Source organism: Achromobacter sp. 18P8.1.1 (genome assembly GCF_057799415.1).
Genome location: NZ_JBYOKH010000018.1, coordinates 1 through 25,095, shown reverse-complemented (window position 1 = coordinate 25,095; position 25,095 = coordinate 1). Strand labels below are relative to the sequence as shown.

Annotated in this window: 24 protein-coding genes; 14 read left to right on the top strand and 10 right to left on the bottom strand. The window is 64.4% G+C overall.

Going from position 1 to position 25,095, the window contains the following annotated elements:
* Nucleotides 1-705, bottom strand: coding sequence for a GntR family transcriptional regulator (locus AC27VE_RS13570; protein WP_006227855.1), 705 nt, complete (start codon nucleotides 703-705; stop codon nucleotides 1-3).
* Nucleotides 706-829: 124 nt separating this feature from the next.
* Here AC27VE_RS13570 and AC27VE_RS13565 point away from each other — a divergent pair, with 124 nt between their 5' ends.
* From AC27VE_RS13565 to AC27VE_RS13550, 4 genes are read left to right on the top strand one after another with little or no spacing between them, the layout of a single operon-like run.
* Nucleotides 830-1,687: a transketolase gene (locus AC27VE_RS13565; protein ID WP_088591288.1), complete on the top strand. Its 858-nt coding sequence runs from the start codon at nucleotides 830-832 to the stop codon at nucleotides 1,685-1,687.
* Nucleotides 1,688-2,686: a transketolase family protein gene (locus tag AC27VE_RS13560; protein ID WP_427960432.1), complete on the top strand. Its 999-nt coding sequence runs from the start codon at nucleotides 1,688-1,690 to the stop codon at nucleotides 2,684-2,686. It begins immediately after the preceding gene.
* Between the two features lie 14 nt (nucleotides 2,687-2,700).
* Nucleotides 2,701-3,504, top strand: a complete 804-nt coding sequence (locus AC27VE_RS13555) for a shikimate dehydrogenase family protein (RefSeq protein WP_006227858.1) — start codon at nucleotides 2,701-2,703, stop codon at nucleotides 3,502-3,504.
* A gap of 35 nt (nucleotides 3,505-3,539) precedes the next feature.
* Nucleotides 3,540-5,141, top strand: a complete 1,602-nt coding sequence (locus AC27VE_RS13550; protein WP_488704136.1) for a GMC family oxidoreductase — start codon at nucleotides 3,540-3,542, stop codon at nucleotides 5,139-5,141.
* Between the two features lie 197 nt (nucleotides 5,142-5,338).
* Here AC27VE_RS13550 and AC27VE_RS13545 read toward each other — a convergent pair whose 3' ends face one another.
* From AC27VE_RS13545 to AC27VE_RS13525, 5 genes are read right to left on the bottom strand one after another with little or no spacing between them, the layout of a single operon-like run.
* Nucleotides 5,339-6,352: a proline racemase family protein gene (locus AC27VE_RS13545; protein ID WP_006227860.1), complete on the bottom strand. Its 1,014-nt coding sequence runs from the start codon at nucleotides 6,350-6,352 to the stop codon at nucleotides 5,339-5,341.
* A 53-nt stretch (nucleotides 6,353-6,405) separates the two neighbouring features.
* A complete protein-coding gene (locus tag AC27VE_RS13540) occupies nucleotides 6,406-7,197 on the bottom strand; it encodes an ABC transporter permease (protein ID WP_006227861.1) in 792 nt (263 codons plus the stop codon).
* Nucleotides 7,194-8,042, bottom strand: coding sequence for an ABC transporter permease (locus AC27VE_RS13535; RefSeq protein ID WP_280027979.1), 849 nt, complete (start codon nucleotides 8,040-8,042; stop codon nucleotides 7,194-7,196). The genes AC27VE_RS13540 and AC27VE_RS13535 overlap by 4 nt, the downstream gene beginning before the upstream one ends.
* On the bottom strand, nucleotides 8,039-9,091 hold the full coding sequence (locus AC27VE_RS13530) for an ABC transporter ATP-binding protein (RefSeq protein ID WP_427957458.1): 1,053 nt from the start codon (nucleotides 9,089-9,091) through the stop codon (nucleotides 8,039-8,041). The genes AC27VE_RS13535 and AC27VE_RS13530 overlap by 4 nt, the downstream gene beginning before the upstream one ends.
* 16 nt (nucleotides 9,092-9,107) lie before the next feature.
* A complete protein-coding gene (locus AC27VE_RS13525) occupies nucleotides 9,108-10,160 on the bottom strand; it encodes an ABC transporter substrate-binding protein (RefSeq protein WP_427957457.1) in 1,053 nt (350 codons plus the stop codon).
* 154 nt (nucleotides 10,161-10,314) lie between these two features.
* Here AC27VE_RS13525 and AC27VE_RS13520 point away from each other — a divergent pair, with 154 nt between their 5' ends.
* The 6 genes from AC27VE_RS13520 to AC27VE_RS13495 all read left to right on the top strand — a co-directional run bounded on the left by AC27VE_RS13520 (nucleotide 10,315) and on the right by AC27VE_RS13495 (nucleotide 15,481).
* A complete protein-coding gene (locus tag AC27VE_RS13520; protein WP_488704135.1) occupies nucleotides 10,315-11,397 on the top strand; it encodes a GlxA family transcriptional regulator in 1,083 nt (360 codons plus the stop codon).
* A 25-nt stretch (nucleotides 11,398-11,422) separates the two neighbouring features.
* Nucleotides 11,423-12,133: a glutathione S-transferase gene (locus tag AC27VE_RS13515; RefSeq protein ID WP_488704134.1), complete on the top strand. Its 711-nt coding sequence runs from the start codon at nucleotides 11,423-11,425 to the stop codon at nucleotides 12,131-12,133.
* 517 nt (nucleotides 12,134-12,650) lie between these two features.
* Nucleotides 12,651-14,135 (top strand): methyl-accepting chemotaxis protein, encoded by a 1,485-nt coding sequence (locus tag AC27VE_RS13510; protein ID WP_488704133.1) that lies wholly within the window; start codon nucleotides 12,651-12,653, stop codon nucleotides 14,133-14,135.
* A gap of 111 nt (nucleotides 14,136-14,246) precedes the next feature.
* Entirely contained in the window at nucleotides 14,247-14,471 is a 225-nt protein-coding gene (locus AC27VE_RS13505; RefSeq protein WP_488704132.1) for a DUF1653 domain-containing protein, read from the top strand.
* Between the two features lie 5 nt (nucleotides 14,472-14,476).
* Nucleotides 14,477-15,094: a 3'-5' exonuclease gene (locus tag AC27VE_RS13500; RefSeq protein WP_315138255.1), complete on the top strand. Its 618-nt coding sequence runs from the start codon at nucleotides 14,477-14,479 to the stop codon at nucleotides 15,092-15,094.
* 27 nt (nucleotides 15,095-15,121) lie between these two features.
* Nucleotides 15,122-15,481, top strand: coding sequence for a nucleotide pyrophosphohydrolase (locus AC27VE_RS13495; RefSeq protein ID WP_488704131.1), 360 nt, complete (start codon nucleotides 15,122-15,124; stop codon nucleotides 15,479-15,481).
* A gap of 3 nt (nucleotides 15,482-15,484) precedes the next feature.
* On the opposite strand, the gene AC27VE_RS13490 is transcribed toward AC27VE_RS13495, so the two are convergent.
* Nucleotides 15,485-15,775: an antibiotic biosynthesis monooxygenase family protein gene (locus AC27VE_RS13490; RefSeq protein WP_088591279.1), complete on the bottom strand. Its 291-nt coding sequence runs from the start codon at nucleotides 15,773-15,775 to the stop codon at nucleotides 15,485-15,487.
* A 97-nt stretch (nucleotides 15,776-15,872) separates the two neighbouring features.
* Between AC27VE_RS13490 and AC27VE_RS13485 the strand changes: the two genes are divergently transcribed.
* From AC27VE_RS13485 to AC27VE_RS13475, 3 genes are all read left to right on the top strand, one after another.
* Nucleotides 15,873-16,268 (top strand): hypothetical protein, encoded by a 396-nt coding sequence (locus AC27VE_RS13485; protein WP_488704130.1) that lies wholly within the window; start codon nucleotides 15,873-15,875, stop codon nucleotides 16,266-16,268.
* Between the two features lie 388 nt (nucleotides 16,269-16,656).
* A complete protein-coding gene (locus AC27VE_RS13480) occupies nucleotides 16,657-17,133 on the top strand; it encodes a hypothetical protein (protein WP_488704129.1) in 477 nt (158 codons plus the stop codon).
* Nucleotides 17,134-17,177: 44 nt separating this feature from the next.
* Nucleotides 17,178-17,873, top strand: coding sequence for a hypothetical protein (locus tag AC27VE_RS13475; protein ID WP_488704128.1), 696 nt, complete (start codon nucleotides 17,178-17,180; stop codon nucleotides 17,871-17,873).
* A gap of 19 nt (nucleotides 17,874-17,892) precedes the next feature.
* Here the strand turns inward: AC27VE_RS13475 and AC27VE_RS13470 are convergent, their stop codons facing one another.
* Nucleotides 17,893-20,304, bottom strand: coding sequence for a DUF3772 domain-containing protein (locus AC27VE_RS13470; RefSeq protein ID WP_427955783.1), 2,412 nt, complete (start codon nucleotides 20,302-20,304; stop codon nucleotides 17,893-17,895).
* Nucleotides 20,305-20,529: 225 nt separating this feature from the next.
* Nucleotides 20,530-21,456 (bottom strand): LysR family transcriptional regulator, encoded by a 927-nt coding sequence (locus tag AC27VE_RS13465; protein WP_427955781.1) that lies wholly within the window; start codon nucleotides 21,454-21,456, stop codon nucleotides 20,530-20,532.
* A 249-nt stretch (nucleotides 21,457-21,705) separates the two neighbouring features.
* Between AC27VE_RS13465 and scpC the strand changes: the two genes are divergently transcribed.
* Nucleotides 21,706-23,223, top strand: coding sequence for a succinyl-CoA:acetate CoA-transferase ScpC (gene scpC / locus AC27VE_RS13460; protein WP_424624305.1), 1,518 nt, complete (start codon nucleotides 21,706-21,708; stop codon nucleotides 23,221-23,223).
* Nucleotides 23,224-23,351: 128 nt separating this feature from the next.
* Here the strand turns inward: scpC and AC27VE_RS13455 are convergent, their stop codons facing one another.
* Entirely contained in the window at nucleotides 23,352-24,305 is a 954-nt protein-coding gene (locus AC27VE_RS13455) for a LysR substrate-binding domain-containing protein (RefSeq protein ID WP_488704127.1), read from the bottom strand.
* Nucleotides 24,306-25,095: the final 790 nt, after the last annotated feature.

Here is a 25,095-nt window from a genome sequence, read left to right as displayed (position 1 = left end):
CTATTTACGTGGCACGGGAGGGCGGTAGTCGAGCTCTTTCTCGCGCTCGACCAACCAGTCAATCATGATCTTGCCGCCCCAGACCAGGTCGGCCTGGATGGCGCTGCGCGCCGCTTCGGAGTCCCGCGCTTCCAGCGCTTCCAGCACGGCTTCGTGGCGATGCTCGTTTTCGGAATAGTCCAGGCCGGCCGTCTTGATGTGGAAGACCTTCAGGATGGGGCCCGTGATGACCCAGAACGATTCCACCGTGCTGCGCAGGATGGGCTTGTTGCTGGCTTCCAGGATGCCGAAGTGGAACTTGCGGTTCAGGTAGCTGGCGCGCTTGGGGTCCGTCGACGTGCAGGAGATGAAGTCCCGCTGCAAGGCGACCAGATTGTCCAGCTGCTTGCGCGTGATGTTCTGCGCGGCCTCGGCCGCGCCCATGCCTTCCAGATGGAAACGGATCTGCTGGATCTCGCGCAGCTTTTCCGAATTCACGTAGGGCACATAGACCGCCGTGGCGGCCTGCATCTCCAGGCCCTGCTCGCTGATCAGGCGGAAGATGGCCTCGCGTACGGGCGTGATGGACACGCCCATTTCTTGGGCCAGTTCGCCAATGATCAGGCGTTCTCCGGGTTCGTACTGCCCGTTGATCAGGGCATTGCGGATTTCGTTGTAGACCCTGACGGAGAGGTTCTCTTTCTTTACCGGTTTGAGGCTGGGCATGACGTTTCGGGCTTGCTGTATTGAGGGAACGGGTGAATCCGGAATGAATTCTAGCCCGCCATAGCCAATTCAAGCTCAATGGGTATATTATATATCATATATCCTAACGAAGAAAGGACGCGCCATGCGCCATCACCAGGAGGCCCCCACCGAGGGGGAAGTCAGGATGCTGCGGGAGAAAGCCCGCCATATCCGGCTGGAGACAATCAGACTTATCGAAATCGCGAAGGTCGGGCACTACAGCTCGGTCTTCTCGTGCGCGGAAATCTTCGCGTCGCTGTATTACGACGTGATGCGGCTGCGCCCGGGCGAGCCCCACTGGCCCGACCGCGACCGCTTCCTGATGGGCAAGGGCCATGCCGCCGTGGGGCTGTTTCCGGTGCTGGCCGACCACGGCTTCATCGACCGCGAATTGCTGGACGGCTACACCCGGTTGGGCAGCCCTCTGGGCGATCACCCTGACATGAGCAAGGTGCCGGGCGTGGATTTCAGCTCGGGCTCGATCGGGCATGCGCTGTCCAACGGCGTGGGCATGGCGGTGGGCGGGCGCATGAGCCAGCGCGACTTCAATGTCTTCGTGATGCTGGGCGATGGCGAAATGCAGGAAGGGCAGGTCTGGGAAGCGGCATTGTTCGCCGCGCATAACCGCTTGTCGCGCTTGATCGCCATCGTCGACCGCAACGGCTACCAGCTGGATGGGAAGGTGGACGACGTGATGGGCGTGGAGTCGCTCAAGGAGAAGTGGCTGGCGTTCGGCTGGGACGTCCATGAAGTCGATGGCCACAACCTGCTGGAATTGACGGCGCTGCTGCGCCGCCTGCGTGCGGACGACGCGCGCGAGAGGCCAGCGTGCGTGATTGCCAAGACCATCAAGGGCAAAGGCGTGTCCTACATGGAAACCGAGCCGGGTTGGCACCTGGGCTATCTGGCGCCGCAAGATGCGCAAAGCGCCGTCGACGAAATCCTCTCCCGCGAGATCTGAATGGCACAGGCACAAGTCCTCTCCCCCGACTCCTGGCAGTACCGCGCCCTGAATGCGGTGAACCCCGGGCTGTCTTATCTTTCCGATGCGCTGATCGAACTGGCGCAGGCCGGGCACCCGGTGGTGGCCGGCTCGGCCGACCTGCAATATTCCAACGGCCTGAACCGCTTTGCCCAGGCCTACCCGGACCGCTACGTGCAGTTCGGCATTTCCGAGCAGAACATGGTGTCGGCGGCGGCCGGCCTGGCCACCACCGGCATGATGCCGTTCGTGGCCACCTTCGCCTCGTTTCTGGGGCTGCTGTGCTGCGAACAGATCCGCATGGACGTGGCATACACCAAGCTGCCGGTCCGGCTGATCGGCCACCATACCGGCATCAGCCTGGGCTTTTACGGCACCTCGCATCACGCCACTGAAGACATCTCGACGATGCGCGCGCTGGCCGGCCTGACGGTCGTCTCGCCCGCGGACGGCCCGCAGCTGGCGTCCGCCATCAAGGCCTCGGTCGACTGGCCCGAACCCATCTACTTCCGCATCGGGCGGGGCCGCGATCCGCAGGTGTACGAAGACGGCGCGCCGTTCGAATTCGGCCGCGCGATCGTGCATTCGACGGGCAGCGACCTGAACATCATCGCTTGCGGGATCACGCTGCATGCCGCGTTGGCCGCGGCAGAACAGCTGCGCCAGGAAGGATTGTCGGTCGGCGTGATCGACATGCCGACCATCAAGCCGCTGGACCGCGACGCCGTGCTGGCGGCGGCGGGGCAGGCGCGCCTGATGATGACGGTGGAAGAACACAATGTGCTGGGCGGGCTGGGTTCGGCCGTGGCTGAAGTGCTGGCGGATGCCGGCACGGGCACCCGACTGCGCCGCCACGGCATCTATGATGAATACAGCCTGATCGCCCCGCCCACCACGCTGTACGCCCACTACAAGCTGGACGCTGCCGGCATCGGCGAAGTGGCCCGCGAAGTGATCAAAACCTCAAATAAAGCCTGACCCCGGAGAACACGATGAAGGAAATCAGCGGAAACACGCGCCTGTTCGGCATCCTGGCCGACCCGATCCATCATGTGAAGACGCCCCAGCGCATGAACGAGCTGTTCGCCAAGATCGGGTTCGACGGCGTGTGCGTGCCGTTCCATGCGCGGCCCGACAATCTGGCAGCCGTGGTCGACGGCCTGCGGCGCCTGGAGAACCTGGGGGGCGTCATCATCACCATGCCGCACAAGACCGCCATCCTGGACTTGGTCGATGAGGTCACGCCGGTCGCTCGCAAGATCGGCGCGGCGAACGTGGTGCGCCGCGACGCGGACGGCAGGCTGGTGGCGCATATGCTGGACGGCGAAGGCTTCGTGCGCGGCCTGCTGACGGCGGGTGTGCCCGTGCAGGGGAAAAGCGCCTATCTGGCGGGCGCCGGCGGCGCAGCCAATGCCATCGGTTTTGCGCTGATCCAGGCAGGCGTGTCGCGGCTGACCATCGCCAATCGCACGCCGGCCAAGGCCGAAGACCTGAAGGCCCGCATCCTGTCGCTGCATCCGGACGCCAAGATCACGATCGGCACGCCCGACCCGGCCGGCCATGACCTGGTCGTCAACGGCACGTCGCTGGGCATGAAGGAAGGCGATGCGTTGCCGCTCGATACCAGCCGCCTGACGCCGGACCAACTGGTGTGCGAAGTCATCATGCAGCCCAAGGACACGGCGCTGTTGCTGGCCGCCCAGGCCAAGGGCTGCAAGGTGCATTACGGCGCGCCGATGCTGGCCTGCCAGATCGAGCTGATGGCCGAGATGCTGGGCGTGGTTCCCGCGAAATAGCATGCAGCCGATATCAGGACGGGGTAGATAAAAAGATGGGCGACTACGATTTCATTATTGCGGGCGGCGGCACGGCGGGTTGCATCCTGGCCAACCGGCTCACCGCCGACGGCAAGCATCGCGTCCTGATGCTGGAGGCCGGCTTCGAGGCCCGCAGCATGTGGATCTCGATCCCGGCGGGCTTTTCCAAGCTGCTGGTGAACCCAGACTACAACTGGCGCTTTGCGACCGAGCCCGAAGACAACGTCCACGGCCGCACCATCGCCGTGCCGCGCGGCAAGGGCGTGGGCGGATCCACCTTGATCAACGGCATGATCTACGTGCGCGGACAGCCGCAGGACTACGACGGCTGGGAAGCCGCGGGTGCGACGGGTTGGGGGCATGCGCAGGCTGAACGGCTGTTCCGCAAGATCGAGCATTACGAACCCGGCGGCGAAAGCCGGGGCAAGAACGGGCCGATGCATCTGGAGGAAGTCGCCGAACGCTTTCCGGTGTCCGACGCTTTCCTGCGCGCCGCGCAAGAGGATGGCCAGCCGCTGAACGCCGACTACAACAGCGGCAATCAGGAAGGCGTGGGCTACTACCAGGTGCTGCAGCATCGGGGCAGGCGCTGGAGCGTGGTGGACGGCTATATGAAGCCCGCCGCCGGTCGCCAGAATCTGAAGGTGGAATGCGGCGCGCATGTGACGCGGCTGGAGTTCGAAGGCAAGCGCTGCGTGGGCGTGACGTATCGCCAGAACGGCCAGGAGCACACCGTACGGGCGCGCCGCGAAACGGTGCTGTGCCTGGGGGCTGTGCAGTCGCCGCAGTTGCTGGAACTGTCCGGCGTGGGCGATCCGGCGCGGCTGCAATCCTTCAACATCCCGCTGGTGCACGCGCAGGCGCAGGTCGGTGAAAACTATATCGACCACTTCGCGACGCGCATGAATTGGCGCGTGAAGAATGCCGTGACCTTGAACGAAATGTCGCGCGGCTGGCGCTTGGCGCAACAGGTCGCTCGCTACTACACCCGCCACACCGGCATCTTGACGCTGGGCACGGGGCTCGTCCACGGCTTCGTCAAGAGCGCGCCTGACCTGCCGACGCCCGACGTGCAGTTCTTCTTCGTGCATGCCAGCTATGCCAACGCGGCCGAACGCATCCTGGACCGCCATCCGGGCATGACGATCGGCGTGGCGCAGTTGCGCCCGGAATCGGTGGGCAGCATCCACATCAAGTCCGCCGATCCCTTGGCGGGCCCGTCGATCCGCCCGAACTTCCTGTCGGCGCAGATCGATCGCGACAGCCTCGTCGGCGGCATGAAAGTGGCGCGCCGCATCGTGGGACAACCGGCCATGCAACGGTTCATCGAGGCCGAAGTCAGCCCCGGTGCCGCCGTGGAAAGCGACGAGCAATGGCTGGACTTCGCGCGGCGCAACGGCCAGACGATCTATCACCCGATCGGCACCTGCCGCATGGGCTCGGACGCCGCCGCCGTGACCGACGTACGCTTGCGCGTGAACGGCCTGACGGGGTTGCGCGTGGTGGACGCGTCGGTGATGCCGAAGATGGTCTCCGGCAACACGCAGGCCGCCGTCATGATGGTGGCCGAGCGCGGCGCCGAAATGATCCTGGAGGACGCCGCTCAGGCATCCTGAGCGATCGTAGGATGGGTGAAGCGCGAGAGTTCTTAAGCAAGAATACTGCTGCCGAGCGCGCGTAACCCATCAAGCGGCGGTGATTTCTTGGCAACTTTAGCGACAGAGCAACCGCTGTCTGATGGGTTACGCGCGCTGAACGCGAGAGTCCTTGCCTAAGAACCCCCGCGCTTCACCCATCCTACGGCCTGCCGGGTTCAGCGGATCAGGAAGCCCGCGCCGACCGGGTCGTTGCGGTCGATCACCCAGCGCGCGGTGCCCAGGATGCTGGCGGTGCCCTTGACGGTGGGCCGGACGGCGCGCGTGCCGTTCAGGTCTACCTCGCCCAGCAGGCAGCCTTCAAACGTGCCGCTGCCCAGCAGGCCTTCGGATTTGATCGGCTGGTTCAGGCCCATCTTTCCGCGCGCCTCGAACATGGCCATCATGGCGCTGGTGCCCGTGCCGCCGGGCGACCGGTCCAGCTGGCCGGCGCTGAACACGTGCACGTTCTTGTAGAACGCGCCTTCGATCGTCGGCTGATGCCAGAACGTGATGAAGTTCAGATTGTTGATGTGCGCTTCGGTTGGGTGCTGGATGCGATGGCGCGCGTTCAACTGGTCACGCACGATCAGGCCCATGCGCGACAGCTCGGTGCCGTTGTCCGGCGAGATCCGCAGGTCGCAACCTGACAGGTCCACGATGCCGAAGTAGTTGCCGCCCCAGACGATGTCGGCGGACAGCTTGCCGTAGCCTGGCAGTTCCACCGGAATGTCCTGCGCCGCCACGTAGGCCGGCACGTTCTCGAAGCGAGTCCACAGCACGTTGTCGCCTTCGGATGCCACTTCCGACACGACCAGGCCGGCCGTGGTTTCAAAGCGAATCTTGGTGATGCCGTCCTTGCCGCGCGCCACCAGGCCATTGGCCACCATCGCCATGCTGACCGCGATCGTGCCGTGGCCGCACATGTGGGAATACTCGGTGCCGTCGATGTAGATCAGGCCGGCGTCGAATTCGGGACTGGACGGCGGCGTGAGGAATACGCCGAACATGTCCTTGTGGCCGCGCGGTTCGCGCATCAGCGCTTGACGCAGCCAGTCGTAGTTCTGCTCCAGGAAAGCCCGCTTTTCCAGGATGGTGGATCCGGCGGGGTAGGGGATGCCGCTATGCACGATGCACAGGGGCTCGCCTTCGGTATGGGTATAGATGACATCGAACGCGTCTTGCTTGCGCATGACTGTGGCTCCAGACAAAAGTAGGATGAGGGGAAAACCCGGGAGTCGAGAAACTATTTGCCGCGTTCGGACAGCATGTCCAGCCCGACGGTCAAATCAAGAATGACGATGGCGATCACCGCAACCACGATCGTGGCGCCCGATACGGCTGCGATGGTCGGATCTATCGTGTACTGCACGTAGTTGAAAAGCTTCACGGGGATGGTGTTCAGGTCCGCCGTGGTGTTGAAGATGGAAAGCTCCACGTTGATCCATGACGAGATGAACGCGAAGATGGAACCGGTCACGATGCCCGGCCGGATCTGCGGCAGCACCACCAGGAAGAACGTGGTCCAGGGGTTGGCGCCCAGGTCCGCGGAAGCCTCTTCCAGCGCACGCTGCTCCGGCGTCAGCAGGGTCAGTGTTGAACGCAGCACGAACGGCGCGATGATGACGATGTGTCCGATCAACAGCGACAGGAAGCTGCGCGTCAGGCCGAAATACGCGCCGTACTGCAGCAGCGCCGCGCCCAGCACGATGTGCGGCAGCACCAGCGGCGACATCAGTACCGACGTCAGCGCCGCCTTGCCCGGGAATTCGTAGCGCGCCACCGCCAGCGCGGCCGGCACGGTCAGCACGACGGCGGCAACGGTCGCCGCCAGCGCCAGCACCGTGCTGGTGGTGAACGCGGCGACGTAGCCGGCTTCCACCAGCAAGGTGCGGTACCACTCCAGCGTCCAGCCCTGGGGCGGGAACGCCAGGTACGGCGTGGCCGTGAACGACGAGCCCAGGATCACCACCAGCGGCAGGGCCAGGTAGGCCAGGACGGCCAGCGCGATCAGGCGGATCAGATTGCGGGCGATCATCGCGCGGCTCCAGGCAGGGTGGCGGCGCGGTTCGCCAGCGCAACCAGGATCAGGGTGAAAACCAGCAGCACCATGCTCAGCGCGCCGCCGTAATGGAAATCGAAGACCGAGCTGTATTGCTGGAAGATCAGCATGGACAAGACCGAGATCCGTCCGCCGGACAGCAACGCAGGTGTCACATACGCGCTGACCGCCAATGTGAAGACGATGATGGCGCCCGACACCACGCCGGGCAGCGTCAGCGGCCAAGTGATGTGGAAGAACGTCGCCGCCGGGCTTGCGCCCAGGTCTGCGGACGCCTGCTCGCAGGCCGGGTCCACCCGGGCCAGCGCATTGCCCACCGCCAGCACCACGAAAGGCAGCAGTACGTAGACCATGCCGATCAGGATGCCCAGCTCGGTGCCGATGAAGCGCACCGGACGGTCGGCCGCGCCGACGCCAACCAGCGCCTGGTTGACCAGGCCGTTACGGCCCAGCAGCACCATCCAGCCGAACGCGCGCACGATGTTGCTGGTGAACAGCGGCACCACCAGCAGGATCACGCAGAAGCGACGCCAGGCCTGCCAGCGCACCACGCGCACCAGGTACCACGCCAGCGGGTAGCCCAGGATCACGCATACGACGGTGGTGAAGAAGGCCAGCCGGAAGGTCACCAGGATCACATCCCAGTGATATTGGTCGGCCAGCACGCGCAGGTACTGTTGCAAGGTCAGCGTCACGCCGTCTGGCCCGCCCGTGATGCTGGCCAACGCCACCACCGCCAACGGCGCCAGGAAGAAGGCCGCAAAGAACAGCACGGGGGCCGCCAGCAGCAGGCCGGGCGAGAGCCAGGCGCGCCGGTTCATGGCTGTTCACCGATCAGGTGCAGGTGCTCCGGCGCGAAGGCCAGGTGCACCGTCGTGCCCGGCCGCAGCTCGGCAGGCGCAATGCCGCCATGACGCGCCACCACCGACTGGCCGCCGATGTCCACGTGGATCATGCTGTGGCTGCCCACGTTGATGACGTCCGTGACCGCGCCGGTCAGCGTGTGCGCGGACGCTTCGGCGCTCAGTCGCAAGTCTTCGGGCCGCAGCACCGCCACGCCGCGCGCGGGCGCCGGCTTGCCGCCCAGCGGCACGCGCAGGCCCTGGGCCTCCAGCTGCAGCGTGCCGCCTTCTGTCGCGGTGTAGGCCATGAAGTTCGCGTCGCCGATGAACTCCGCCACGAAGCGCGTGGCGGGCTGGCGATAGATGTCCGTGCCTGCGCCCACCTGTTCGATGCGCCCCGCATGCATGACGACGACCCGGTCGGCCATGGTCATCGCTTCTTCCTGATCGTGAGTGACGAAGATGAAGGCGATACCCAGCTTGGCTTGCAGGTGCTTGAGCTCCAGCTGCATGCGCTTGCGCAGCTTCAGGTCCAGCGCGGACAACGGTTCGTCCAGCAACAACAACTTGGGCTGGTTGACGATGGCGCGCGCCAGCGCCACCCGTTGTTGCTGGCCGCCGGACATCTCGCGGGGGTAGCGCGGGCCGAAGTCCGCCAGCCCCACCATGTCCAGCGCCGCGCGGGCGCGCTCGGCGGCCTCGGCCTTTGATGCGCCCTGGCGCCGCGGGCCATAGGCCACGTTCTCCAGCACGGTCATGTGCGGAAACAGCGCATAGTTCTGGAACACCGTGTTTAGCGGACGATGGTGCGCGGCTAGCCGGCTGATGTCTTGGCCGTCGATCAGGATGCGGCCCGATTCAGGCTTCAGGAAGCCGGCGATCGAGCGCAGCAAGGTGGTCTTGCCGCAGCCGCTGGGCCCCAGCAGGGCGACGAATTCCCCCTGCTGGATGTCCAGGTCGATGTGGTCCAGCGCCTGGTAGGCGCCAAAGCGCATCGACACGCCTTCGATGGTGAGCAAAGCGGACATGATTGATCCCTGGACCCTAGCGCTTGCGGGCAACCTGGCGGTTCCACGCGTCGGTGACTTCGGCGCGGCGGCTGTTGATGAGGTTCCAGTCGAAGAGGCTCAGGTTTTTCACCGAGCCCTCGGCGCCCCACGGCAGCTTGCGGGCCACGTCCTTGGGCACCTGCACGTCCTTGACCGCCGGCCCCAAGTACAGGCGCGTGGCCAGACAAGCCGCGGCGTCTGGCGTCAACGCGGTATCGATGAACTTCTTGGCGGCCGCCGCATTAGGCGCGCCCTTGACCAGATGCAGGCGGGCGTCCGTGGCCCACGCGCCTTCCTTGGGCACGGCGAAGCCGATAGGCAGGCCCTTGTCGATCAAGTCCCACGCGCCCACGTTGAAGTGCGCGCCGATGATGGCCTCGCCGCTTTGATAGGCGTTGCTGGCCGCGCCCGAGCTGTCGAAGAACAAGGCGGTGTCCAGGGTGGCCAGCTTGGCGTACAGCGGCGTCAGGTTGGACGGGTCGATGGCCCAGACGCGCGCCAGGAAGAAAATGAACGGCACGCCGGACGAATTCGCGGGCGAGGGCACGGCGACGGCGCCGGCATACTCGGGCTTCCACAAGTCCTTCCAGCTGGTCGGCGCCTGCGGCACTTCCTTGGTGTTGTAGGTGATGCCCAGCGAGTAATAACCCGTGCTGACGGCATAGGCCGCATCGCCGTTGCGGTATACGCCCTGGTCGATGACGTTCTTCAGGTTGGGGATGGCCGCGGGGTCCAGCGTGTCCAGCACGCCAGCCTGGGCGGCCAGTTCGCTGATGCCGCCGTCCATCCAGGCCACGTCGATCGTAGGCGCATTCTTCTGCTGCTGCAGCTTGGCCAGCGTGGTGGTCGATGTGCCGACTTCCGGCACGACCGTCACGCCGGTGGCCTTGGTGTAGGGATCGGCGACGCAGGCGCGGAACGCGTCGCCCCAGTTGCCGCCGTACCAGGCGACGGTGATCTTCTGCTGTTGCGCCATCGCCTGCGTGGCCAGCAATAGCCCGGCGCCCAGCAAAGCGGCGCGGACTGCGCTGCGGGTAGGTGTTGCCATGTCGGATTCCCCTTGTCGATTTATCGGCTTGTCGCGGGTGTCGCTGGAGCAGGGTGCTCCAGAACGGAGCCGTGACGTTGCCATACCTGCATCTTGGGCGATCCCCGGGAAAACGAGCTTGAAGGCGCGGGACAAAAACTTGAATAATTGCGTCATGACTGACGTCGAAATCACCGCCTTCGCCACTTCCCCCTATGAGGACGCCGCACAAGGCCTGCCCCCGGGGAAACCCGCACTGACCATCGGTATCGTGCTGATGGACCAGTTCACGCTGGCCGCCTTCGCCGGTCTGGTGGACGTGCTGCGCCTGGCCGGCGACCACGGCGGACGCAGCCGGCAGATCCATACGGCATGGCGCGTCATGAGTTGGGACGGCAAGCCGCGCTGCTCCAGCGCCGGCTTGACCATCGACGTGGCCGACAGCCTGCCCGACGACCCCGCCCAGTTCGATTACGTTGCCGTGTGCGGGGGCAACGACTACATCAACGGCCGCATGCCCGAGCCGCTGCGCGACTGGCTAAGGCTGGCGGCGGCGCTGCGGGTGCGCTTGCTGGGCATCTGCACCGGTACCTTCGCGCTGGCGCAAGCCGACGTGATCGGGCCCCGCACGGTATGCGTGCATTGGAATGTGCTGGATGCGTTCCGCGAGCGTTTTCCGCAGACCCGCGCGGTGGTGGACCGCCTGTTCGTGGACGAGGGTGACCTGATCTCTTGCGCGGGGTCCACTGCGGCGATCGACCTCGGCCTGTATCTGGTGGCCCGCCATTGCGGGCGCGACAAAGCCCAGCAGGCGATGCGGCACATGATGCTGCAGGGCGTGCGCCCAGGCCGGGTGCCGCAGGCGCATTTCCGCACCGACCTGTCCGGCATCCAGGACCTGCGCGTGCGCCAGGCTGCGCACTTCATCGAGCAGCGCATCGACAACCCCCCGCCGCTGGACGCCATCGCGCGCTATGTCGGGGTCGGGCGGCGGCAGTTGGAGCGCGCATTCCGCCTGGCCACGGGCATGTCGCCCATGGCATTCCAGCGGCAACTTCGGCTGGAATATGGAAGCTGGTTGTTGCTCAATAATCCTTGCAGCATCACGCAGATTGCGTTGGACTGCGGTTTTGCGGACGGCGCGCACTTCTCGCGCGACTTCCGGGCGCACTTCGGATTATCCCCGCGCCAGTATCAACAGGCCCGAGGCCAGCAGGCTATCGGGCAAGAGGGCGGTGTCAGCGTATTTCCTGCCTAGCCTTCGCTTACCCCAAGGAGACGGCATGACGTATGACCTCTGGTATTGGGACGGTATTCCCGGGCGTGGCGAGTTTGTGCGCCTGGCGCTGGAAGCGGGGGGCATCCCCTATCGCGAACGCGCGCGCGAACCCGGTGCCTCGGAAAATTCGCTGATCGAAGACATGCAGTCGCCGCGTAAGCATCCGCCTTTCGCGCCGCCTTATCTTGTGGCCGGCAGCATGACGCTGGGCCAGACCGCCAATATCCTGCTGTTCCTGGGAGAAAAGCACGGGCTGGCGCCGGAATCGCTGGAAGGACGCCTTTGGGTGAACCAGCTTCAGCTGACCATCGCCGATATGGTGACCGAGGCGCACGATACGCATCACCCCATTTCCGCCAACGATTATTACGAAGACCAGAAAGAAGAGGCTGCGCGCCGGGCCCGTAGTTTCCGGGAAGAGCGCATACCGAAATTCCTGGCGTATTTCGAACGCGGGCTCGGCGGGCCGACGGCGTGGCTAGCCGGCGGCAAGCGCTGGACCTACGTCGACCTGTCGTTGTTCCATCTGGTTGACGGCCTGCTCTACGCGTTCCCGAAACGCATGGGGACGGTAGCATCGGATTATCCGAACGTGATGGCCTTGCACGCGCGCGTGGCGTCGCTGCCCGCGTTGCAGCCCTATTTCGATAGCGGCAGGCGTTTGCCTTTTGGCGAGTGCATCTTCCGCCAGTATCGCGAACTGGACGCCGCCTGACGACCGAGTCATCGGCTCCTGGGGGGATGAGTTAACGGCCGCGCCGACGATTTTCGAACGGCCTTGATGCCACCCGCATTTTCATTTGCTTATTAATAAAGGGGTCATCGACCGCCTCTTTAATAAACGATACGCGTCAATCAGCCGAAAAATAGATGGCGGATTGGTATTAACCCTGAAGTGCGTAATAAGCACAGGCTGATTGCGCAGTTGAAACGTCGCTGAATGATTATCCGATGCGATAGCGAACTCCGATTTTTTTCTGCAAAGCGGCCGGTAATAGGTTGAGAATCGATCATTTTTAGGATTAAATATTTTCGACTGGATACATTCTCGATTTTTTAATTTTGGTCCAGGCCTGCCGTTACCGCAGTGGCGACGGACTACCAGGTAGCAAGTGCATGCGGCGCGGCGTGCACTGACTGAGTTTGGGACGCGCCAAGCAGTTCTGATTCAGAGATTCCGCTTGTCGACCGTTGTCAGAAACTTCGTCCCATCCTTGGCAGGAGAAGCCACCATGCAATGGATCACCCTAAGTCGCCTGTTCCGCGGCGAACGCGGCATGCAGAAGGCGGATTTGTACGGCCAGATCTCGGCTATCCATAAAGCGCAGGCCGTCATCGAATTTGATCTGGAAGGCCACATCCTGATGGCCAATCAGAATTTCCTGGACACCATGGGTTATTCCCTGGATGAGATCCTGGGACAGCACCACCGCATGTTCATCGATCCGGATGAGCGCGAATCTGCCGAGTATCTCGCTTTTTGGGAAAAGCTCGGGCAGGGCGCTTATGACGCGGGCCGTTACCGCCGCGTTCGTCGCGATGGCCGGGATGTCTGGCTGCAAGCGTCCTATAACCCCATCTTCGATAAGCGCGGTCGGCCGCTCAAAGTCGTCAAGTACGCCACTGATATTACCGACCAGCAGCAGCGCCAGGCGGACACTGAAGGCCAATTGGCGGCAATCTCCAAGGTGCAGGCGATTATCGAGTTCGAATTGGACGGCACGATCATCCGCGCCAATGACTTGTTCCTGAATGCCGTGGGCTATCACGCCTCTGAGGTAGAAGGCCGGCATCACAGCATGTTCGTGCGGCCCGAAGAGGCGCGCTCGGCCGCCTACCAGGAATTCTGGCGCAAGCTGCGCAGCGGCGAACATGACACGGGCCAGTACCTGCGAATCGGCAAGGGCGGGCGCCAGGTGTGGATCGAAGCCAGCTATAACCCGATCCTCGACGCGGAAGGCCGGCCTTTTAAGGTCGTGAAATACGCCACCGACATCACCAAGCGCTTCACCGCCGCGCAGACCCTGCGGGTAGCCGTGCAGGGCCTGACCGAAAACGCCGAGCGCGCCAGCCAGGCCAACGCCCTGGCGCTGGACGCCAGCAAGGTCGCCGAGCAGGGCGGCAAGACGGTTAAGGGCGTGGTGCAGACGATGGGGGCCATCACCGATAGCTCGCGGCGCATTTCCGAGATCATCGGCGTGATGGACGGCATTGCCTTCCAGACGAACATCCTGGCGCTGAACGCCGCCGTGGAAGCCGCCCGCGCCGGCACGCATGGCAAGGGTTTCGCGGTGGTCGCGGCCGAAGTCCGCAGCCTGGCGCAAAACAGCGCCGCCGCTGCGAAAGAGATCAAGGGGCTGATCACGACCTCCGTCGAGCAGATAGAAAGCGGCGCCGGTCAGGTGCAGTCGGCCGGCACCACGATGGAAGACATCGTGGCCTCATCGCGCCGCGTCACTGAAATCATGGCGGAAGTAGTGAACGTGTCGTTGGCGCAATCGGCCAAACTGGCGGATGTCACCGAAGACATTACGCAGATGACGGCAGAAGCCGCCCAGACCTTGCGGGCCACCCAGGAAGCCGCGGATGCGCAGGCTGCGCGCAAAGACCATCGGCATGTCGGGGTGGTCAAGCCCGTGACGGCGGCCGTGCGGGCCAGGCAGGCGGCCAATACGCCGCTGCCGCCCAAGCCGGTGCTGGAGTACGTGCGCTACTGACGTCCGGGCGGGCAGGGGCCCGCGCGAGTGCGCTATAAAGACGGTATTGTCTGAATCCCAGGCCTGGGCCGGATCGTTTCCGCCCGGGCCGCATTATTTGCGGCACCGTCCATGACCGAATCCGAAGCCCTCGCCCTTGCCTCGCACCGCCACTACAAGGGCGGTCTCTACCTGTATGTGGGCACCGCCCGTCATTCCGAGACCGAAGAGTCCATAGTGGTGTACGAACACCTGTGGCCGCACGCGCGCGGCTTGTGGGTGCGGCCCGCCACGCTGTTCTTTGGCCAATTGGCCGACGGTTCGCCGCGCTTCGCGCCGTTGCACCCGACGGAGTAAATACGGTGACGTTCTTCAACCGGCGGCCTCGCGCCAGCGGCGCGACGTCCCGCACGACCGTCAACCGGACGCAAGCCTCGGCTGCGCTGGATTCGGCCTTGCAGGCGCTACGCGGCCCGTTCATCGTGGCCGACTTGGAAACCACCGGCCTGTCCACCGCCACGTGCGAAATCCTGGAGTTCGCGGCTGTCCGGGTCGAAGCGTCCGGCATGCTGGCCCGTGAATACACACAAGTGGTTCGCACGAGGTCGCCCGTGCCGTCTTTCATCACGCGGCTGACCGGCATTACCCAGGCGGAAATCGACCGCCATGGCGTGCCGGTGGTGCAGGCGTTTTCGTCCTTCCTGGAATTCGTAGAGGACTTGCCGGTGTTCTTCCACAATGCGTCGTTCGACCGGCGCTTTCTGGGCGCAGCGGCTGACCAGACCGGCCTGCCGTTTGCAAATCCCACGCATTGCACGCTGGCGCTGGCGCGGCGCGCCTGGCCTGAACTGCCGTCGCACAAGCTCGAGATCCTGGCGCGTCATGTGGGCGCCTCGGACCCCACTCACCGCGCGTTGGCCGACGTGCGCACGACGGTGGCCGTCGCGCTGGCAGCCAGTTCACGCCTGGCTGCGGCCTGACGCGGCGCCTGTTATCTGGAAAATTCGATGTCCGACCTGGAACAGATCAAACTCGCGGTGCGGGCCTTTACGGCGGAAAGAGCGTGGCAGCCCTTTCATTCGCCCAAGAACCTGGCCATGGCGCTGTCCGGCGAAGCCGGCGAGCTGGTGTCCCTGTTCCAATGGCTGACCGAGGCCGAATCGCGCAATATGGCACCGGAACGCCTGGTGGATGCTGCCGATGAAATTGCGGATGTGCAGATGTATCTGGTGGCGCTGGCGGATCAGCTGGGCATCGACATCGCCGATGCCGTGGCGCGCAAGATGGTGAAGAACGCGCAGAAATATCCGGCGGACCGTTTTGCCGGCAGCGCCCGCAAGTACGACGATCCGCCTGAAGAGATCTGACGGTCAGATGACTTTCTGTTCGTGATGGACCTGGGGCGGCTCGACGAAGAAGCCAGCTACCAGCTTGCGCCATTCCTGGAAATCGGGCGATTCCCGGAAATCCACCATGTGGTTCTCGACGGTTTCCCACTCGACGACCAGCGTGTAGCGCTGCGGCTGTTCAATGCTGCGGTACAGCTCCATCCCGTGGCATCCACGGGCGCGCAGAAACAGCGGCTTGGCCTGTGCGACGCCTGCCTCGAACAGCGCTTCCTGTCCTTCGCGGACATGAATGCTGGCAATCTCCTGGATCATGACGGTGTCTCCAAATAATTGGGGCCGGGTTAGGCCCGACCGGCCGGAGTAGTATGGCTGAAAATTCCAATTCCATCCTGTCCGATTTCCTCGAGCCGTGACCTTGACTCGTCTCATTGCCGTTCGCCTGCTGTGGTACGCAGGCATTGCCGTTATCGCCATCATGGCGCTGGCGCTCAATACGCAGTTCAGTGTGGTTGTGCTGCTATCGGCCATCGCCATCTACCTCCCCTTGTCGGTACTGTGCTTGCCGCTGATGGCATGGCTGTGCTGGAGCCGCGGCTTGCGTGCCCCGGTCATCGGCATGGCGCCCGCATGGCCTGTCTGGCTGGCCGGCGGTTTAGGCATCGTGCTGTTGGCCAGCTATCACGTGCTGGCGGACCTGGATCTGGCGGAATGCGGCTTCCTGCTGGTTCTCGTCGCGGGCGATCTCTGGCTGCTCCGCCGGGAAGCCGCGCAGTTTTTCAACCTGGTGCCTGCTCGTTCTGGCTGACAGTAAGCCTAAAGGCCATCAACGGCTTGCCTACCGGCGTGCGCGCTAGGCACCTTGTCCGAGCCCCAGACACCTCGCCCCATCCTTAAAGTTGAGCCCCCTTGCGCCACGCAGGGTTCCGCTGCCTTTTTCATCGTCCATACGCATGGCGAGGCGCTCGCGCGCTCGTCTGTTCCGCTTGCCGATTGACAGGCAGGCCTCGTCCACAAAGACCCGGTCGCCCGTTTAACCGATATCGACATGCCTAGGACGGAGCAATCATTCCGTACCAATACATAAGTCCCACGCCACTCGTCTATGTGCGGGCACGGGGGAGGGACGTAGCGGTCCGCGCCGGTCGGCCACCGGCACCTGTGCATCCGCATGAAGCGGATCAGGAGGAGCTCAAATGAAAAAGCTCGCAACAGTCGCAGCCATGACCTTGTTTGCCGCATCGGCCTATGCCAGTGGGCCGGGCATGCCTTCCGTGTCGATCACCGGCCATGCCGGCACGATCAATGGCACGGCGTCATCCGTCTCCACTGGCAGTTCGGTGGTGGCCACGCAAGTCAATGGCTACGGGTCTTCCAGCCAGACGTCGTTTGGTGAAACGGGCGGCGTCGCGCAAGTCGGTGGCACGTTCAATCGGGACGGCACACAAGTCGTCACCAGCACGCGCCAGTACGCCACCAGCGAGTCGTACGGCAACGTGACGGGCAACGCACCCATCATGGTGGGCGACAGCATCGCCAATGGCGGCGCGTCGTTCGGCAAGACCGATACGGCCGCGTCGGCGACGGGGACATTCGTTGCCGGCAATATCGGCGCGTTTGGGTCGATCGGCGGTGTGGGCGGGGTGGGCCACATCTCTGGCTTCAATCACTGACCCAATTATCCGGACGGCTTCGGCCGTCCGGTCGAGGGGACATCATGAAAACCATAGTGCTTGCAATCTCCCTGTCGCTGGTGGCGTGCACGGCCGCGGCGCAGACCAGTAACTCCAGTTCCACGACCTCCGCGTCATCGGGGTCGACCAATGCCGGCAACAACCAGGGCATCACGCTGAATTCCAATAACAGCGGTTCCAGCACCGTGAAGACGGTTCCGCCGGTGGGGGGCCAAAGCTTCTATGGTTCGTTCTCGTCGGACAGCTGCATGGTGTCGGCAGGCGGCGGCGGCTCCGTGGTGGGCTTCGGCATGAACGTCGCCATACCGATCGAAGACCAGAAATGCAGCCTGCGGCGCAACTTCGAGCGCACGATGCAGGCGGCCGCCTCCACCAAGGACGCGGACCGCTCGCGCCGGCTGGAGACCGCGGCCATCGACATCCTGTGCCAGACCGACGACCGCACCAAGGCGGCGCTGGTGGCGCAAGGGCTCTGCACCAATCCGGCGCTGACGACGGCCGATCATCGTTTCGATACGACTGCGGTTGCGCAGTCCTCGCCCACGACGGCCACCGTCGCGGTGCCGCCCGCGCCGGTGCAAGGCCAGACCCAGGCGCCAGCGCCGGCAGTGCAGGGGTATCCGGTGCAAGCCGTTCAAACCACCGCGCTGGCGTCGCCGCCCTTGCGCAACCCGCGGCTTGAGCGGCAGCAGTTCGCCGACCTGTACTCGCCCGGCTGACGCCTCGGGGGAAGCCGGTTCAGGAGGTAGAAGCGGGCGGCAGGATGGCGGCGGGCGCAGCCACCGCCGCCGGCTGCGGCGCCGAAGCCAGCAGCATGGTGGGGGGCGAAGACACTTCCAGGCCGGCGTCGTTCAGGCGCTTGAGCACCGTGAACAGCATCGCGCTGCGCACGCCGTAAGACGCGCGCGGCGACGAGACATAGCCCTTGGCATTGAAGATCAGGTTGCCGCCTTCGATGCCGTCCAAAAACACGTTGGGCGCGGGCGTGTCCAACACGTCCTCATGGTCGGCAAAGGCTTGCAGGATCAGCTCGCGCACTTGCTCGGCGTCCGTCGACAGCGGCAGGGGCAGCTTGATCTGCACCAGCCCCAGGGGGTTCGATCGGGTCACGTTGCGCACCGTCTTGGTCACGAACTCTGAGTTCGGGACAATCACCGTGGACCGGTCGCCCATCTGGATTTCAGTGGCGCGGACATTGATGCGCAGGATGTCGCCCTCGACGCCGCCCAGCGATACCCAGTCGCCCACCTTGACCGGGCGTTCCGCCAGCAGGATCAGGCCCGACACGAAGTTCTGCACCACCGCTTGCAGGCCGAAACCGATACCCACCGACAGCGCACTGGCGATCCACGCCACACGCTCCAGGCCGATGCCGGCCGCCGACAACGACAGCGCCACCGCCAGCACGAAGCCGGCGTATCCGAACAAGGTGGCGGCCGACAGCTGCATGCCCGGATCGAGTTCCGTGGTCGGCAGGTAGCGGTTCGCCAACCAGCGCTTGAGCATCTTCACGCTCAGCAGCGACAGGCCCAGCACCAACAGCGCTTGCAGCACCGCGCCGGGACGGATCTGCGCCTCACCGATAGCCAGGCCCTTGCGCAGTTGATCGAAGCGCTGAAGCAGGTCGGCCGGCCCTTCGCCGAAGGGCGCCAGCAGCAGGATCACAGCCAGCAAACCGACGGCCACGCGGCCCACGCCGGACAGCAGCACGGCGGCCTGGTCGCGCAGGCTGGGGCCGTCGTTCTCGCCTTCACGATGCGACGTGCCCAGCAGCGTGCTGAAGCCGTCCTCGATCAGCGTCGACACCAGGTAGGCGGAAGCCAGCACGATCAGCGTCCACAGCACCTGCTTGGTCAGGAAGGCGCCGAATGCTACATACCCCGCCAACAGGCTGGCCAGGCCCAGGACCAGCACGGCCCACACCGTGCCCAGCACCAGCGAAACCCAGAAGGGCGCCGGCGCGTCGTTTTCCTGGATGCTCAGGCGGCGCAGCCTGCGGCAGATGGCCAGCACGATGGCCATCGTGGTCATGATGATCACGGCGACGATGCCGGTCAGCGTGATGGTTGTCGTCAGGCTGGCGTTCAGCAATACCGGCAGGCGCTCGGCCAGCCAGATCATCACGACCAGTGTGCCCAGTAGATTGGGCAGCCAGTTCAGGCGCGTCGCCACGGCATCGCTGATGGGCGGCAGGCGCCAGGACGGGCGGTGCGTCGACAACAGCGCGTTGCCCAGACCCGAGACATAGCCACCGAAACAGACGGTCGCCACCAGCGTGGCCAGCAGCGCCCCGGTGTTGTCGGACAGCTGCGAATTCCAATCCAGGCCGGCATGGATCAATAGCGCGATCACCCCAGGTGTGGCCACCGATAGCGTCAACTGCGCCACGGCCAGGAACGAGCGCCGCAGCCGGCCGGGAGGCACCCGGGTTGCGGTCAGGCGCAGGAACATCCGGCCGATCCAGATGCGCAGCGCGATCGTCAGCGCCGCCGCGGCAACCAGCAGCAGCCATCCCCATTTCGGCGTCTGTCCGATGGCGGTGGAAAGGTCGTCGCCCAGGGCTTCAAGGCGTTCCAGGTCGCGGGGGAATTCCTCATGGAACTCCACCCAGAACTGTTTGGACAGGAACGAATTGCGCCGCTCTCCCAGGCGCGCCTGGAACTGTGTGCGGCGCTGCGCCGAAATCTGTTCCGCCGTCTGGGCGGCATCTACCGACAGCAGGCGGGCCAGCTTGATCTGCGCATCCAGCGCGCGGCTGCTCTTTTCCAGCTGCATGCGCTGGGCGGCCACGTCGGGCGCTTCCTTGGCGCCCTCGGGCGGCGTGCCCAGCTCGCTTAACCGCGCGGTCAGGCTGGTCAACTGGGGGGCGAGCGCCTCGCTGGCCGCGTCGGCCTTGGACTGGATGTCCAGCGCGTCGCTGCGCTGTTTGACGAGCGTGGCGTCGTCGGTCTCGTCGGCGACGCGTTTGCGGATGTCGTCGATCTGCTTGCGGGCGGCCGCCAGCAGCGTCTCGGTTTCCGCAGGATTGGCAGGCGGCGCCGCGAAGGCGGGCATTACACAGAGCGCCAACAACAACGCCGCGACAAGCGCGGCGAGATGGGCGGTTAAGCGCCGGGGGAGTAAGAGCGGGAAGGTGCGGATCGGGTTCATATTCTTGTGCGAGACACTCGCGTCGAGGCGGCAGCATAACAAGCCGCGGACCACTCCGTTGCAACAAAAACTAGTGCTGCGTCCCTTATTTTTCAGATGAGATTCGAGGCCGCCTCCCGTCGGCGCCCAGGGGGCGGAAACAGGGCCGCATCGGATGCGCGGAATGCGCGGGCAGCCAGATGCGCCTAGGCACGCAATCCACGTTTACTACCCCAACGTTTGGAATCAACTCGGACGCGCCAGCACGCCTCGAGGGAGGGATTTTTTGGGCTTGCCCAGTACGGCGTCACATACGTCCAGCCAGGCGCGCGCGGCAAAGGACAGATAGCCGGATTGCAGCCAGATGTGGCCCACCTCCCATTGCATGCCGGACTTGGCCAATTTCGCCGTGCTGAGTCCCCGCGTTTTCATGCGTTGCATCAGCGGCTCGGGCAGCAGCGCCACGCCCAAGCCGGCGGAGGCCATCGCAACCAGAAAGTCCCAATGCGCGCTCTGCGCGGCAATGCTGGGCTGAAAGCCCGCGTCCGCAAAAGCCTGGCGCAGGCGCCGGGTAACGGCGAAGTCGTCAGTGGGGATCAGTAGCCGCGCGTCGCGCAGGGCGCTCAAGGGCAGGGACGTTTTGCCGGCCCACGGGGCATCCGGCGGGCCGATGACCCAGATGGGATAGCTGCCGAACAACTGGGCGGCAAGTCCGCCGTCGGGCGCGACAGGCAGGATGGTGGCGCCCACCTCCAGCTCGCCGCTGGCGACCAGGCCTTCGACGGCCTGGCCCGTGCCCTCGCGCAAGGTCAGGTGGATGCCGGGGTGAAGCTCCCGGAAGCGCTTGACCACCGGCGTGAACAGCAGGTTGATCATCGGGGGGATGCCGACCTCCAGCGCGCCGCGGTCCAGATCGGCGGTCTGGCGCAGTTCTTCCGACAGTTGCCGCATCGTTTCCAGCACCTGCAGGCCGCGCTGGTACATGACCCGCCCGGTATCCGTCGGCCGCGCGGTGTGGCCGTCGCGGATCAGCAGCGGCGTGCCGGCTTCTTCTTCCAACTGCCGAATCATCTTGCTCACCGTCGATTGCGTGACGAACAGGGCTTTGGCCGCCTGCGTGAAGCTGGCATGCCTGACCGTTTCGACGAAATAGCGCAACGCACGCACGTCCATGGCTTGGAAACTCCCTAGGCGCGTTGTGCGCAAAAACGTCAAACGATGAAAAAAACGACTGATTTGAATGATTTTAAGTCATTACGAGATTTAAGCAGGCCTTCCTATACTGCCGAAAATTCATCCCGGTGCAGGCCTTGAGCCCGTGCCGGGATATCGGGAAACGCCGCGAAAGACGGCGCCCGGGCGCTGAATGGCGGCCTCGCCGCGCCCGGCCGCAAGCCGTTGGCCTTTAAATTTGGAGACACCATGCATCTCGACCGTATCCGCCACCCTGGGCTGCGCGCCAAGATCACATCCGCCGATCAGGCGGCATTGCTGGTTGAAGACGGCATGACCGTCGGAATGAGCGGTTTCACGCGCGCCGGGGACTGTAAGTCCGTGCCGGCGGCGCTGGCTGCGCGCGCCGAGCGCGAGCCGTTGTCGATCACGCTGATCACCGGCGCGTCGCTGGGCCACGATACCGACAAGATGCTGGCCCAGGCCAATGCGCTGTCGCGCCGCATGCCGTTCCAGGTCGACACCACCCTGCGCCGCAAGATCAATCAAGGCGAAATCGCCTTCATCGACCAGCATTTGTCCGAAACGGTCGAACAGCTGCGCGCCGGCCATATCGGGCCGATCAACGTCGCCATCATCGAAGCCGCCGCGATTACGGAATCGGGCGCCATCGTGCCGACGATGTCGGTCGGAAACTCGGCCTCGTTCGCGCAGCAGGCCGACAAGATCATCATCGAATTGAACGTGGGCGTGCCCGCCGCCATTGAAGGCCTGCACGACATCTATGTGCCCGCGGACCGCCCGGCGCGTCAGCCGATCGGTCTGGTGTCAGTGGACCAGCGTATCGGCCAGCCCTTCATTGAAGTGGACCCGGCCAAGATCGCCGCCATCGTCATCACGCACGAGCCCGACAGCCCCTCCAACGCCTTGCCGCCCGACGACGACACCAACGCCATCGCGGGGCATATCAATACGTTCCTGCGCGGAGAGGTGGACGCGGGCCGCCTGACCAACGCGTTGCTGCCGCTGCAGGCTGGTATCGGCACCATCGCCAACGCCGTGCTGCACGGCTTCGAGTCGTCGGACTTCGATAATCTGACGATGTACTCCGAAGTGCTGCAGGACAGCGCCATCGAACTGCTGGACCAGGGCAAACTCGCCTTCGCGTCGGCCTCGTCCATCACGGTGTCCAAACCCGTGTACGACAAGATCCTGGCCAATATTGACCACTATCGCGAACGCATCGTGCTGCGTCCGCAGGAAATCAGCAACGCGCCCGAGATCGTCCGCCGCCTGGGCATCATCGGAATCAATACGGCGCTGGAATTCGACATCTACGGCAACGTGAACTCCACGCATGTGGGCGGCACGCACATGATGAACGGCATCGGCGGCTCGGGTGACTTCGCGCGCAACGCCCATCTGGCGATCTTCGTGTCGAAATCGATGGCCAAGAACGGCGACATCTCCAGCGTGGTCCCGATGGTGTCCCACGTGGACCACACCGAACACGATGTGGATGTGCTCGTGACCGAGTGCGGCCTGGCGGACTTGCGCGGCCTGGCGCCGCGCGAACGCGCTCGCGCCATCATCCAGAACTGCGTGCATCCTTCCTACCGCGACGCCCTGCAGGACTATTTCGACCGCGCCTGCCAACGCGGCGGGCAGACGCCCCATCTGCTGGAAGAGGCGTTCTCGTGGCACCAACGCTTCAATGAAACGGATTCGATGCAGCCGGCGAAGTCGCCCGCGCGCAAGGCGGCCTGAGGGCACGCAACGTTGACTGCCGCCGTCGCGGCGTCCGCCAGGCTATTCGAGCGAAGCGAATCCTGGCCTGCGGGGAGTGCTCCCGCCGGGCGCCGTGTTTGGGTAGGGGTAAAGGAGCGAAAGCTGCTTTACCTTTTTTTTCGCGTTGAGTTCGCGGGCAAGGCGTCAGGTTCCGCAGGCGTAGTGACGAGCGCGCAGCGCGAAAGCTCCAGCTCGTCGCGCAGCCATTGCTTTAACGCCACCAATGGTGCCCATTCCCGCAGGCTCGGCGGATAGACCAGGTGGTAGGTCTGCGCCTGTTCATATTGCACGCTCATGGGCGATATCCTCACCAGGCGCCCGGCGCAGAGGGCGTCGGCCGCCAGCAGTTCGCGGCCCAACGTAATGCCCAAGCCTTGTTCAGCCGCCTGCAACATCATCCCCGCATCGTTGAACGTGGCCACCGGCATGACCGGCGTGCGCAGGCCCGCCGCATTGAACCAGTGCTGCCACATTTCGCGTTCGCCCAGCAGCGGTTGGCGGGCCAGTGTCTCCGGGGAATTGTCTTCCAGCTTTGCCGCCGTTTCGGGCGACGCCAGCGCAATCAGTGGCAATGGCATATCGAACAAGGGCTCGGACTCCACACCTGCCCAGGGTCCACGGCCGAACCGCAGCGCAGCGTGAAAGCCGTCGCGCACGAGGTCCACCACTTGTTGGGACGTCTCGATCTCCAGCGACAGCCCCGGATTCCGCACACGCCACCGCGCCATGCGGGGCAGCAGCCAGCGCTGCGCAAAAGAGGGCAGTACCGACACGCGTAACCGTTGTTCGCTGCCGGTCGCGGCGGCAGCCGCCGCCATCACGCCTTCGTCCAGTACCGCTAGCGCGCTCTGCACGCTGCATAGCAGCGCAGCGCCCGCGCTATTCAAAACGATCCCGCGCCCGCTGCGTTCAAACAGCGGAAAGCCCAGCTGTTCCTCCAGCCCCTTGATCTGCTGGCTGACCGCGCTATGCGTCAGATGCAGCCGGTCGGCAGCGGCGCGCAGGTTCTGCAACTCGGCGACGGCGCGGAAGGCGGGCAGGGTGTTCAGGGGTAAACGCATAGGAAAATTCGCAGAAGGCCAGTATTTGGTTAGCTTAGCTGACCAATACGCGGAAAACAATTCGATTTTCACCCGCTTCCTGGGCGACTACGCTTACCAAAACGTCGAAATTCCAGGAGTCCATCATGTCTGCCCAAACTTGCACCTCACCGTCACCCTCGTTTCGGCCGCTACGGCAGCCCGTGCAACCGGCACCGTCGCCGACCTCGGCCGTCAGAAGCGCCCCAACGGAAAGTGGGGCTGTCGACGGCGCGTCGCCGCGCGGCTGGCTCGGCAAGCTCTGGGCCGCTTACTGCAGACGGCGTGAAGCGTCCCGGCTACGCAACCTGGCCGTCGACATGGACCCGCATATCCTCCAAGACGTGGGCGCGCCGAGCTGGCTCGTCAACGAAACTACCCTGCAACGCGACCTGGCACGCTTGAAGCACACGGACTACATGCGTTGGTAGCTTCCTTCGCGACGCGAAGGGCATCGAGCGGGCGCCGGTTCTCCCTGGGTTGGGGGCCGGCGCTTCGACTTTGGTAAACCGGTGTTGATCACGCCTCTATATATAGAGAGAAGGGCGTCCGCAGAGAGGGGGGTGTAGCCTCTATATATAGAGAGGTTCCAAGTTCCCGCGCCATGGCTGGCGAAATTGGGGAAGGTTTTGCTTCCGGAGCATGACAGCGCCAAAACTTGTGCTATAGTCTCGCTCCTTCGCAGTTCAGACGTTTTTTGAACCGCGAAGCCAAGCAAGCACAACAGGTGAAACCGGGGCAACCCAGCCAAACCTGCCGCGAAGAGTTCAGG